Raw genomic sequence first — 12,088 nt, forward strand, 5'->3', positions numbered from 1 at the left:
GCCCAGCCCCACGCCCGCCAGCGCGGACGCCGGCAACACCTGCTCACGGCTCGCCCCGTCGAGGAACCCGAGCACGCCCGCGCCCAGCGACACCGTGCGCCGGGCGCCATCAGGCACGGGCCGCAGCAGCGCCTCCAGCTCCCGCCGCTCGCCGGAGCGCAGCAGCACGGTGTCCTCCCACAGCACCTGCCCGCCCTTGCGCAACTCCAGACGCCGCTTGCCTTCGGGCACCACGAGGCCGCCGGGAAGCTCTCCCGCGTCCTGGCCGTCCACCTTGAGCGTGAAGCCTTCCAGCCTCGCGCTGTAGGAGAAGACCTCCGGCTGACCGGGCCGATCCAGCGCTCCAGCGAGCAGCACCGGATCCGCGCCCACTTCCAGGATCTGCGCGCTCGGCCGCTGACGGCCTTCGGTATAGGCCCAGGTGTTGCGCCGGGCCCAGTCATGGGCCTCGGTGGCGCTCACCGCGCCGTCGAGGTTGCGGTCTCCGCGTCCGTCGAGCGCCTGGATGAGGAAGTGCGTGTAGATGTCATTGGCCAGCGCGTCGTCCTCGCGCGCCGCCTCGCCCCAATCGCTGGCGGACAGCACGAGCGAGGCGCGGCTCGCCGCCTCCAACGGCTGAGGCAGGAAGGGGGCCTTGGTGTGCGCCAGCTCGTCGCGCACCTCGGGGGGCAGCAGCGACTTGCCCGTGCCGCTGTGACAGGTGGCCAGCACCAGCACCCGGCGGCGCGAGCCCAGCCGCTCCAGCGCCTGCTCCAGCGACGCCATGTCCAGCCCGGTGCCGGCCACGTCGCGGAAGCGCGTGTCGGACGTCACCAGGTAGCGCTGCAACTCACCCCGCGCGTCGCGCGCCAGCGAGCCGTGGCCGGACACGTAGACGACCACGACGTCCTGCGGACGCCAGGGCCGGGCCTCCAGCGCCTGGAGCGCGGCGAGCACGGCGGTGCGCGTGGTCTGCTCCGGCCGCGTGAGCACCGTCACCGAGCGGAAGCCCCCGCGCGCAGGGTCTCCCAGCACGCGGCCCAGGTCGTCCGCGTCCTTGGCCGCGTAGCGCAGGTTGTTCCAGGCGGGGTCCGCGTACGCGGAGATGCCGATGAGCAGCGCGTGCCGTTCGCCCTGCTGCGCCGTGGCCAGCACGCCGTCGTCCAGGCGGACGCGCACCGCGCGGCCCTTCTCGCCCGCCGGCGCCACGGTGCGACACGCGCCGAGCACCGCCAGCACGAGCACCAGGGGGATGAACGACAGGCGGGACACGCGCGGCTCCTCAGGGCGCAGCATGCCCCGACTCCACCCGCAGGCGAAGCCGGGCCTGGACCGCGTCCGGAGGCACCTGTCCGCCCGCCATCACCGCCTCCAGCGCGGCGGGATCCGAGCCCTCCGGCCAGGCGACCAGCACCAGCGTCACCAGGCCCTGCTCATCCTCCAGCGACACACCCGCCAGGTCTTCGCCGTCCCGGAGGTCGTGCGTGCCCGGGGTCAGCGTGTGGCGTCCCAAGACCTGCGGAGGCACGCCGGGGGCTTCGCGCACCAGCAGGGCGTTGGCGGACTCGCTGGCGTGGTAGCGCAGGAGCACCACGGCCTGGGGCGGGAGCACCGCGTCCTCGGGCACCGCGCGCACCTCACCGTCCGGCAGCCGCGCCGCCGCCATCAACTCCAGCACCAGGGGCGCACCGCCCTTGAGCCGCTGCGTGGACGGACGCTCCGGGGTTCCGGTTCCCGGCCGCACCAGGATGGCCAGGAGCACGGCGGCCACGGCCGCAAGCCCTCCGGACAGCCAGGCACGACGGGGCGCGTTCAACCGTCGGCGCACCCGCGCCCAGCCGACCGCGTCCTCTCGCGCGGGTCTGCTCGAGACTTCGACCAGCGCCTCGTCCGCCAGCGCCTCCAACCCGAAGGCGTCGTCCGGGGCCCCGTCCTCGTGGGCGAGGAACGCCTCACACGTCTCGCACGGCTGGGCCAGGTGCGCGGCGAAGTACCGCACCGTCTCCGGATCCCGCTGTTCCAGCGCCCGTTGGTTCTCGGCGTCCAGGTGTCTGCCGGTTTCATCCATGGCTCACCCCACCTCCGCGGCCAAGAGCCGCGCCAGCAACTCGCGCTTCACCCGGGCGCGGAAGCGCTCCAGGCGCATCGTCACCGCGCTCTTGCCCAGGCCCAGGCGCTCGGCGATCTCCCGCGCGCTCAGCTCCCCCTCCAGATAGAAGAGGCGGGCCGTCTCCTTCTCCGGGCCCTCGGGCAGCTCTTCGATGAGCGCGCGCACCACCGCCACCCGCCGCTCCAACGTCAGCGAGGGAGGCAGCGCGGGCGCGGTCACCTCGGCTTCACGCGCCATGCTCTCCTCCACGCGCTCCCGGGCCTTCGCGCCCCGGCTGAGCGCGTAGGCATGGTGCCGGGCGATGGTCAGCAGCCAGCCGCTGAACGCGCGCGGGTGCTGGAGCCGGGGCAGCTCGCGAAAGGCCCGCACGAAGGTCTCCTGCACCACGTCCTCCACCTCCGCCGTGCCCAATGCCGCGTACCCCTGCGCCACGCGGCGCACCGAGGCGTGGAAGCGTTGGTAGAGCTGAGCGCACGCGGGCTGATCACCGCGGGCCGCGCGGCGAATGCACTCCGCCATCTCCTGCTCCGTCACGGCGCCGCCCTCCCGTGCCCAACACGGAAGCTGCCCTCGGGACGACGCCCCGGGGTGACCACCGATGCAGGGATGGGGATGCAAGCCATGGCTCCCGTTCAGTACTCCGTCAGGAGGGAAGGAGTCACGGGGGGCTTTTCCGGCCACACCGGCCATCCATTCGGCCCGCGCGGAGCGTGTGGGCGGCCCCGGAAATGCGGGACGGAAATCCCCGCGTGTGGCCGTTTTTCGCGGCCGTGCTCCTTCTTTTCAGCGGGAGGGGAGTCCGAAACCCCTCCGATTCCAGGAGACACAAGCCATGCGGTTCATCGGTCTGTTCGCGTCCATCATGTTGCTGTCCGCGTGTGGCAATGGGACCACCTCCGTGGGGCTGAGCACCCGCCTGGGCAGCGCGGTCTCCGGCGCCGGTCTCACCCGTCAGGCCGAGCAGCGGCTGACCGTGTCCAACGGCATCACCGTGGAGCGCGTGCGCCTGTCGGTCCGCGAGCTGGAGCTCAAGCGCGAGGGCCACCATGACGACGACGCCACCAATGATGACGCGGGCACGTCCACCGACGACGACAACGGTGAGTTCAAGCAGCGCACGGGCGCCTTCCTCATCGACCTGACCGGCACCGCGCTGGAAGGCCAGGTGGTCCGCCTGCGCGACGTGAGCGTGGAGGCCGGCACCTACGATGAGATTGAATTCGACATCGGCAAGGTCTCCGTCACCGAGGCGGGCGACAACGCGGCGCTGAAGGAGCTGGCGGAGAAGGAGGCCTCCATCATCGTCGACGGGCACATCGACGGGACGGCCTTCCAGTTCGTGTCGAGCGTGCGCGTGGAGCAGGAGCGCGAGGCGAGCTTCACCGTCACGGACGGTGACGACCAGAACGTGACCATCAACATCGATCCGAGCAGCTGGTTCACCGGCGAGGGCGGCAAGCGCCTGGATCCGCGCGAGAGCAGCGCGCGTTCGGAGATTGAGAACAACCTCCACCGCTCCATCGACGCCTTCGACGACGACGACAAGAACGGCGGCGAGGACTCCGACGACGACCACGGCGGCGACGACGACTCGAAGGGCTGAGCCTGAGTCACCCCAGGACACGCGCGAGGTACGGCGCGGTGCGGCTCTCCTTCACCCGCGCCACCTCCTCGGGCGTGCCCTGCGCCACCACCCGGCCCCCGGCGTTCCCCGCGCCGGGCCCCACGTCGATGACGTGGTCGCTGGCGGCGATGACGCGCAGGTCGTGCTCCACCACGATGACGGTGTTGCCCGCGTCCACCAGCCCCTCCAGCTGCGCCATCAGCTTGTCCACGTCCGCTGGGTGCAGGCCGGTGGTGGGCTCATCCAGCACGTAGAGCGTGTCGCCGTGCTGGGTGCGTTGCAGCTCCGTGGCCAGCTTGATGCGCTGGGCTTCGCCGCCGGACAGCTCCGTCGCGGGCTGCCCCAGCCGCAGGTAGCCCAGCCCCACGTCGCGCAGCACCTTGAGCGCGCGCACGAGGGGCGGCTCCTCGGTGAAGAAGTCGAACGCCGCGTCCACCGTCATGCCCAGCACCTCCGCGATGTTCCGCTCGCGGTAGCGCACCTCCAGCGTCTTCGCGTTGTAGCGGGTGCCGTGGCAGGTGGGGCACGGCGCGTACACGCTGGGCAGGAAGAGCAGCTCCACGCTGACGAAGCCCTCGCCCTCGCACGTCTCGCAGCGGCCTCCCGCGGTGTTGAAGGAGAAGCGGCCCGCGCCGTAGCGCCGTGACTTCGACAGGGGCGTCGCCGCGAACAGCTTGCGCACGTGGTCGAACAGGCCCGTGTAGGTCGCGAGGTTGGAGCGCGGCGTGCGGCCAATGGGCTTCTGGTCCACCGTCACCAGCCGCTTGAGCGCATGCATCCCCTCCGCGATGTGCCCTTCGCTGGCCACCGTCGGCTCGCGGTCCAGCGGCTCGCCCTCCTCCTCTTCCGGCGTCAACGTCTGGCCCAGCCGCGTGGCCACCAGCTCCACCAGCGCCTGGCTCACGAGGCTCGACTTGCCGGAGCCGGACACGCCGGTGACGGTGGTGAAGACCCCCAGGGGGAAGTCCACGTCCAGCCCGCGCAGGTTGTTGCGCCGGATGCCTTCCAATCGCAGACGCCCGGTGGCCTTGCGCGGCGCGCGGCGGCGCACGGCCTCCTCCTCGAAGAGGTAGCGCCGCGTCCGGGACGCCTCCACCTTCGCGAGCCCCTCCGGCGGTCCGCTGTAGAGCACGCGCCCACCGTGCTCACCCGCGGCGGGCCCCACGTCGACGATCCAGTCCGCGTGGCGGATGACGTCCACCTCGTGCTCCACCACGAACAGCGAGTTGCCCGCGTCCTTCAGGCGGTCCAACGCCGTCAGCAGCGACTCCGTGTCCGCCGGGTGCAGGCCCGCGGACGGCTCGTCCATCACGTACACCACGCCGAAGAGGTTGGAGCGGATCTGCGTGGCGAGCCGCAACCGTTGCAGCTCCCCGGGCGACAACGTGGGCGTGCTGCGCTCCAGGGACAGGTAGCCCAGGCCCAGGTCCGTGAGCACCTGGATGCGCGCCAGCAGGTCCTTCGTGATGCGCTGGGCGACGATGGCCTTCTCCGGATGCTCGCGGGCCAGCGCCTCTGCTCCCTGCGCCCTCCCCTCCGCCGTGGGCCGCAGCAGGTCCGCGACCTGGTCCAGGGGCAGCCGGGACAGCTCACCGATGTCGAGCCCCGCGAACGTCACCGACAGCGACTCGCGCCGCAGCCGCTTGCCCTGGCACAGCGGGCAATCGCTGCTCACCATGTAGCGGGCGACGCGCTTCTTCATCATCGCGCTCTGGGTGGTCGCGAAGGTGGTCATCACGTAGCGCTTCGCGCCGGTGAAGGTGCCCATGTAGCTGGGCGGCTCCTTGCGCGCCATGGCCCGCTTCACTTCCTGGGAGGTGAAGCCCGCGTAGACGGGGACGACGGGCTGCTCGTCGGTGAAGAGGATCCACTGCCGGTCCTTCTTCGGCAGGTCGCGCCAGGGCGTGTCGATGTCGTAGCCAAGCGTCACCAGGATGTCGCGCAGGTTCTGGCCGTGCCACGCGGGCGGCCACGCGGCGATGGCGCGCTCGCGGAGGCTCAGGCTGTCGTCGGGCACCATCGAGCGCTCGGTCACCTCGAACACCCGGCCGATGCCGTGGCACTTCGGGCACGCCCCCGCGGGCGTGTTCGGCGAGAACGCGTCGGAGTCCAGCCGGCCCAGCTTCGGCGGGTACGTGCCGGCGCGCGAGTACAGCATGCGCACCGAGTTCGACAGCGTCGTCACGCTCCCCACCGACGAGCGCGACGTGGGCGCGCCCCGGTGCTGCTGGAGCGCCACCGCGGGAGGAAGCCCGTCGATGGAGTCCACCTCCGGCACGCCGACCTGATCAATGAGGCGCCGGGCATACGGGGCCACGGATTCGAAGTAGCGCCGCTGCGCCTCCGCGTACAGCGTCCCGAACGCCAGCGACGACTTGCCGGAGCCGGACACGCCGGTGAAGACCACCAGCGCATCGCGCGGGAGGTCCACGTCCACGTGCTTGAGGTTGTGTTCACGGGCCCCGCGCACGCGCACGAAGCCTGCGAGGTCGGGAGTCCTACGGGTGCGGTTCGTCTTGGGAGGAGCCATGCCGGAGCGGAAGGTGCCCACCCCGAGGGGCACGGTCATCCACGACGCGCGCGCCCCCGTCGGAATCCCGATGCGCGCCCCGGTTCACCGTCCGGAAGACGACAGCGGCGCCCGGCAGGGCCTCGGGGCACCATCCCCGCGCTCCGCCGCTCCCCGGTGCGCGTGAGGGTGACCGTGGACCCGGCCGGGCCTTGGAAGGATTGAGCAGTGATTGAGGGGAAGCGAGGAAAAGCCCGACACGCGGCGCCTGCGTGGGGGCCTCTGTCTTTCATCCGCTGGATATGACAGAAGCCGCCCCATGACATTGCGTTTGGGGATCCTGGGGCTGGCATTGACGTTGTTTTCAGGCTGCGCGGCGAGCAGGGCCTTGTGCCCCGCCGAGGGAGGGCGTCCCTGGCGCGAGGTGCGCAGCACGCATTTCCGCGTGCGCACGAACCTGGAAGAGAAGGCGGCGGCCCAGTCCGCGGTGGAGCTGGAGGAGTTCCGGCGCGCGCTCCTGCTGGCGTGGGGCCCCGACTTCGACCCGCCGGGCAGCGTGGAGGTCGTCCTGTTGAGCAACCCCCGCGACCTGGAGGAGTTCACCGGCGGCCAGTTCGCGGGCTACGCGGGACAGACGCCCGACGGGCCGCGGATGGTGATGACGGGAGATGGCGGCTACCTGTTGCCAGACGCCCCCGGCGACAAGGGGGTCCAGGCGCATGAACTGGCGCACTACCTGAGTGCCTTTGCCCTGCCCCGCCAGCCCCGTTGGATCTCGGAAGGCCTGGCCTCCTACCTGGAGACCGTCACCATCAAGCCCAGCACCCGCGACGTGGTGCTGGGCCGGGCCAGCCTGCCCATGCTCGCGTATGTGCGCGCGCACGGCTGGCTCACGCTGGAAGAGCTGTGGCAGTGGGACGGGAAGACCCAGCAGAGCACGGCGGAGCTGCAGCGCCACTACGCCTCGGCCTGGCTGTGGGTGCACTACCTCATCAACGAACAGGGCGAGCGCTTCAGCGCCCTCCAGGGCCGGCTGTCCAGGGGCGAGGAGCCCCGGCGCGCCTTCGCCGCGGCGTTTCAAGGGGAACTCGAATACCAGGAGGCCATCACCAACTACGTGCGGCTCGGGCGCTATGCCATCACCACCCAGCCGCTGCCGCCGGTGCCCACGCAAACCCAGACACGGCCCCTGGAGCCCGCGGACGTGCACGTCATCCGAGGCCTGCTCTTCGCCGAGGCTCCGGGAAGCACGGCCCCGGCGGAGCGCCAGCGCAAGCTGGACCTGGAGCTGGATCAGGCGCTGAAGGAGGACCCCACCCATGTGGAGGCCCAGCGGATGCGGGCGGAGAAGCTGGAGAAGCCCGAGCGGCTGAAGCTCGCCCAGCTGCTGGTGGAGAAGCACCCGGAGGACGGGCGCGCGTGGGATCTGCTCGCCTCCGCGCTGGACGCGCAAGGCGACCTGTCCGTCCAGCAGGAGCAGGCCCGCACGCGCGCCGCCGAGCTGCTGCCGGACAGCCCCAACGCCCACAACAACCTCGCCTGGTATTACGCGCGCACCCTGCAGCCCCAGAAGGGGCTCGCGTCCGCCCTGCGCGCGGTGCGGCTGTCGCCCGGGAACGCGTTCATCCTGGACACCCAGGCGGCCCTCTTCTTCCAGTCCGGACGTTGCCCGGAGGCCGTGGCCATGGAGCGCCGCGCGCTCGACATGCTCCATGAGCGCGCGTCCGACGAAGCGCGCCAGGAGATCAAGCGGCGCCTCACCGAGTTCGAGACGAAGTGCGTCCCGGCCCCGGCTGCGCCGACGGCGAAGTCCGGGTAGGCCCCGGCGAGGCCGCCGCTCCCGGCCCCGGCCTTTCGAAGCCGAGCACCGCCGGGAGCACGTACCGCCCGAACAGCACCAGCGGCAGCACCGAGCCGGCCTCGTTGTAGTGGCTGGCGGTGAAGGCCGCGGTGAGCCCCAGCGAGGGCGCCACGAGGACGTACTGGCCCCCATTGCCCCGCGCGAAGAACACCTCCACCGTGACGCCCTGGATGACGATGGGGCCGCTCCACCACAGGTGCCCGTACGCCGCGTCCCCCAGCGGCCCCAACGCCTTGCTGGACTCCGCCACCCACTCCGCGGAGACGAGCCGTTCGCCCTGCCACCTCCCGCCGTCGAGCATCACCTGGCCCACCTTGAGGAAGTCGCGCGGGCGCAGGCGCAGGTGGCCCCCGGTGTCCGTGCCCTTCTTGCCCGCGGCCTCCCAGGCGAAGTCCTGGACCTTCAGCGGCGCGAACAGCCACTCCCGGGAGAGGTCCGTGACCGTCCTGCCGCTGGCGTGCTCCAGGACCGCGCCCAGCAGCACCACGCCGCCCGTGCAGTAGTGCGTCACGGTGCCCGGCTCGTCCTTCATGGGGACATCCACCATGAAGCGGACCCAGTCATCCGTGTCATACATCTCCTCTTCATTGCCCGGCGACTTCGGGTCCCAGTCGTCACACGCCAGGCCCGAGCGCATCTGAAGCAGGTGGCGCAAGGTGATGCGCTCCTTGCGGGGGTCCGGGTTGCGGACGGGCAGCAGGTGCGGCAGCAGCGACAGCACGGGCGCGTCCAGGTCCGGGAGGATGCCGCGCTCGTGCGCGATGCCCACCAGCAGCGACGTGAGGCTCTTGGTGGCCGAACGCAGGTCGTGCGCCTCGTCGCGCGTGAAGCCGTTCCAGTAGCGCTCGTAGAGGAGCTTGCCGTCCCGCGCGACGACCACCGCGTCCGGCATCTCCACCGTGCCCTCCTGGATGTCGTGCTCCAGCCAGTCGAACCAGGAGCGCTGGACGCCCTGGTCCTCGAAGGACGCCACGGCCCAGCCGTCCTCGGTGGCATCCGGCGGAGAGCCCGGGCCCGTGGGCACCCGACTCCCTCCGCAGGCGGTGAGACACATCAACGACAACAACACCATTCGCTGGAACATCGGCTCACCGCCCTGGGGTTTCATTGCTCAGCGCCGCGTGACCGTTGCACTGCTCGTGCCGCCACGCGCCCGTGCTGGTCCGGGAAGACGCGCCGGATGTGACAACTGTGTCATGCAAGGTGGGGCGCGCGAAGCATGCGTGGCCCGGGTTCCCCTCTGTGCGCGACATGGCATCCGGCTTGCTGAGCGTGTCGCGCACGCAACACCGGTCTTGGATCCAGGGCGTGGCCGGCCCCCTGGAGAGAAAGTCACTTCGCAGCCATGAATGGAACGACGCAGTCCCCTTCCCTGGAGACGTCTTCCCCCACCCCGGCGCCGCGTCCCCGACTCCTGCACTGGGCGGCACGGCTGGTCCTGATCGCGGCGTGCGCGGGCACGGTGGCTACGTCCGAACTCATGTCTGACTCCGTCTTCTCCCCGGAGTTCGTCGGCGAGCCGGTGACCCTGACGACCGAGGCGCCGCAGACCACGCGCGACATCGTCGTCCGGGTGAGCTCCACGGAGAAGCACTCCGACGTCGTCGAAGCGAACGTACGTGCGTCGCTCGTCGCCCGGTGGACCCCCGCGGATCCCAATGAGAAGACGCGGCCCTGGATCCGTGTCTCCCTGCTCGAAGGGGAGGAGTCTTCCGAGTCGCGCACGGTGCAGACCTTCCCCCCGGCCAGCGACACGCAGGAGTACGAGGAGTTCGGCTCACTGGACACGAACTGCGAGCTCACGGGACCCTGTGAATGGCTCACGCACGTGCGCTTCGAGATGCAGCCCGATGGCCCCCGGGGCACCGTCCGGTTCGAGTGGAAGACGATGGCCGATGCCGCCGTGAGGGGCATGGACGAAGTGCCCGCGGGCTTCAACGTGAGCATCTCCGCGCCGTGACCCTTCCGCGCGACCCGAAGCCCTTCCCCGGCAGCGGCCTCCTGCACCCCGTGATGCTGGGGGCGGTGGTCCTGCTCATCCTCAACGACCACGTCTTCAAGGAACGCTGGCCGTCGTGGTGGACGGGGAAGCTCTCCGACGTCGCCGGGCTCGCCATGTTCCCGGTGCTCCTCCAGGCGCTCTGGGAGCAGGCCGTCAGCCGCCGCGCGCGCGCCTTCCGGCCTTCGCGCGCGGTGCTCGTGGGCGCGGTGCTGCTGACGGGGCTGTGCTTCGGCGCGACGAAGGTTTCGGTGGAGGCGGGGAATATGTGGAGCTGGGCGCTGGGGGGGCTGCAATGGCCCTTCCACGTGCTCAGGGCCTGGCTTGGGGGGACGCGCATTCCCGGGGTGCTGCCCACGCGGCACACCGTGGATGTCACGGACCTGTTCACGCTGCCGGCGCTGCTGGTCGCGCTGGGGCTGGGCTGGCGGCGGTCCGCGCACGAGACTCCAGCCCAACCGGGATAGTCCTTTTTCCAGGGCGTGTCAGACCCCCGCTGCACATTGCCCCCCGCCAGGCAGTGAACAGGCAGGGGTCAGCATGTCCGCACATTCTTCGCAGCAGGGCGCTGGGGCGCCTTCGAACATCCTGGAGCGGGTCCGTCAGTGCGCCGCTTCCGTCACCCGCTATCCGCTCGACATCCTCACGGGGGACGCGCAGCTCGAGGACGAGCTGGGCATCGACTCCGTGAAGCTCGCGGAGATCGCCGCGGTCGTCGGACGTGAGTTCAACCTGCCTCCGGAGCGATTGCCCAAGGGCGGCAAGGCGCGGACGCTCGGGGCCATCGCCGGGCTGGTGACGGAGGTGCTCGCGGAGTCCTCCCCGGTCCCCGCGCGCGTCGTGCCGGTGTCCGCTCCAGTGGCGCCGCCCGCCGTGGCGCCGGTGGCCTCCGCGCTCCGGACCGGACCGGAGCTCGAGGCACGCGTGCGCGCCGTGTTCGCTCGGGTGACGCGCTACCCCGAGGACCTGCTGACGCTGGACGCGGACCTGGAGGACGAGCTGGGCATCGACTCCGTGAAGCAGGCGGAGGTGATGGCCGTGCTCGTGAAGGAGCTGGGGCTGGGCGAGGGCCCGAAGCCCGCCGTGCGTCCGAGGACGATGGCCGCCATCTGCGAGGCCGCGCGCGCCGTGATGCCCGCGGCCTCCGTGTCGCCCGTGGCGATTCGTGCTGCGGCCGTGCACGTCGCGCCCGCGCCGCTGCCTTCGCGGACGGAGCTGCCCTTCGCGGGCAAGGTCGCGCTCGTGACGGGTTCGGGGAAGGGCATTGGCCGGGTCATCGCCACGCGGCTCGCGCGGGCGGGGGCCACGGTGGTGGTGAACTCGTTCCACTCGCGGGAGGACGGGGAGAAGACGACGCGGGACATCGTCGAAGCCGGGGGGAAGGCGCTCCACCTGTGGGGTTCCGTCGCGCAGGAGGAGCACCTGGAGCGGATGTTCTCCACGCTGGTGGACCAGCTGGGCGGGCTGGACTTCCTCGTGTGCAACGCGTCCAACGGGCTCATCGGTCCGTTCGACCGCATCTCACCGAGGGACTGGGACAAGGCGTTCCGCACCTGCATCACGGGCACCTATGAGTGCGCGATGCGGGCGCGTCCGCTGATGGCCGCGCGCGGGGGCGGCAGCATCGTCACGATGTCGACCTCCATGTCCCAGCGCTACATGCACGACCTGGGGTGCCAGGGCGTGGTGAAGGCGGGCGTGGAGTCGCTCACGCGCTACCTGGCCGCGGAGCTGGCCCCGCAGGGCATCCGCACCAACTGCGTGTCCGCGGGCCCCGTGCACGGTGAGCTGCTGGGGATGTTCCCCGACGCGCCGGAGCGGGTCGCGCGCTGGGAGGCGGCCACGCCCGGCGGGCGGCTGTGCACCGCGGACGACGTCGCCGACGTGACCGAGCTGTTGCTGGGGCCGAAGACCCAGCGTGTGAACGGCGCCATCTGGGTGGTGGACGCCGGCCTCTCTGGAACCGTGGACGGGCTCCTGCCTGTCGCTCGCCTGTCCTGAACGTC

Annotated in this window: 10 protein-coding genes; 5 read left to right on the forward strand and 5 right to left on the reverse strand. The window is 71.3% G+C overall.

Annotation, left to right across the window (positions count from 1 at the left end; genetic code table 11):
• From D7V97_RS02635 to D7V97_RS02645, 3 genes are all read right to left on the reverse strand, one after another.
• On the reverse strand, nt 1-1,275 hold a 1,275-nt coding region (locus D7V97_RS02635), incomplete at its 3' end, for a caspase family protein (protein WP_120608991.1).
• A complete protein-coding gene (locus D7V97_RS02640) occupies nt 1,262-2,047 on the reverse strand; it encodes a hypothetical protein (RefSeq protein WP_120608992.1) in 786 nt (261 codons plus the stop codon). The genes D7V97_RS02640 and D7V97_RS02635, both read right to left, overlap by 14 nt.
• Before the next feature lie 3 nt (nt 2,048-2,050).
• A complete protein-coding gene (locus D7V97_RS02645; protein ID WP_233582474.1) occupies nt 2,051-2,623 on the reverse strand; it encodes an RNA polymerase sigma factor in 573 nt (190 codons plus the stop codon).
• Between the two features lie 298 nt (nt 2,624-2,921).
• Here D7V97_RS02645 and D7V97_RS02650 point away from each other — a divergent pair, with 298 nt between their 5' ends.
• Nucleotides 2,922-3,692 (forward strand): DUF4382 domain-containing protein, encoded by a 771-nt coding sequence (locus tag D7V97_RS02650; RefSeq protein WP_120608993.1) that lies wholly within the window; start codon nt 2,922-2,924, stop codon nt 3,690-3,692.
• Nucleotides 3,693-3,699: 7 nt separating this feature from the next.
• Here D7V97_RS02650 and uvrA read toward each other — a convergent pair whose 3' ends face one another.
• On the reverse strand, nt 3,700-6,243 hold the full coding sequence (gene uvrA, locus D7V97_RS02655) for an excinuclease ABC subunit UvrA (protein ID WP_120609030.1): 2,544 nt from the start codon (nt 6,241-6,243) through the stop codon (nt 3,700-3,702).
• Nucleotides 6,244-6,541: 298 nt separating this feature from the next.
• Between uvrA and D7V97_RS02660 the strand changes: the two genes are divergently transcribed.
• Nucleotides 6,542-8,041 (forward strand): DUF1570 domain-containing protein, encoded by a 1,500-nt coding sequence (locus D7V97_RS02660; protein ID WP_120608994.1) that lies wholly within the window; start codon nt 6,542-6,544, stop codon nt 8,039-8,041.
• Here D7V97_RS02660 and D7V97_RS02665 read toward each other — a convergent pair.
• Entirely contained in the window at nt 7,980-9,167 is a 1,188-nt protein-coding gene (locus tag D7V97_RS02665; RefSeq protein WP_120608995.1) for a serine hydrolase, read from the reverse strand. The genes D7V97_RS02660 and D7V97_RS02665 overlap by 62 nt on opposite strands.
• A gap of 396 nt (nt 9,168-9,563) precedes the next feature.
• On the opposite strand from D7V97_RS02665, the gene D7V97_RS02670 reads away from it, so the two are divergent.
• The 3 genes from D7V97_RS02670 to D7V97_RS02680 all read left to right on the forward strand — a co-directional run bounded on the left by D7V97_RS02670 (nt 9,564) and on the right by D7V97_RS02680 (nt 12,083).
• Nucleotides 9,564-10,043 carry a hypothetical protein gene (locus tag D7V97_RS02670; RefSeq protein WP_147444660.1) on the forward strand — a complete coding sequence of 160 codons (480 nt, stop codon included), beginning with the start codon at nt 9,564-9,566 and terminating at the stop codon, nt 10,041-10,043.
• Nucleotides 10,040-10,549: a hypothetical protein gene (locus D7V97_RS02675; protein ID WP_120608997.1), complete on the forward strand. Its 510-nt coding sequence runs from the start codon at nt 10,040-10,042 to the stop codon at nt 10,547-10,549. Before D7V97_RS02670 ends, D7V97_RS02675 begins: the two co-directional genes overlap by 4 nt.
• 73 nt (nt 10,550-10,622) lie before the next feature.
• The gene (locus tag D7V97_RS02680) at nt 10,623-12,083 is read left to right on the forward strand and encodes an SDR family oxidoreductase (protein WP_120608998.1); all 1,461 of its coding nucleotides are present in this window, start codon (nt 10,623-10,625) and stop codon (nt 12,081-12,083) included.
• Nucleotides 12,084-12,088 lie beyond the last annotated feature (5 nt).

The organism is Corallococcus sp. CA053C (assembly GCF_003611675.1).
Lineage (GTDB): Bacteria > Myxococcota > Myxococcia > Myxococcales > Myxococcaceae > Corallococcus.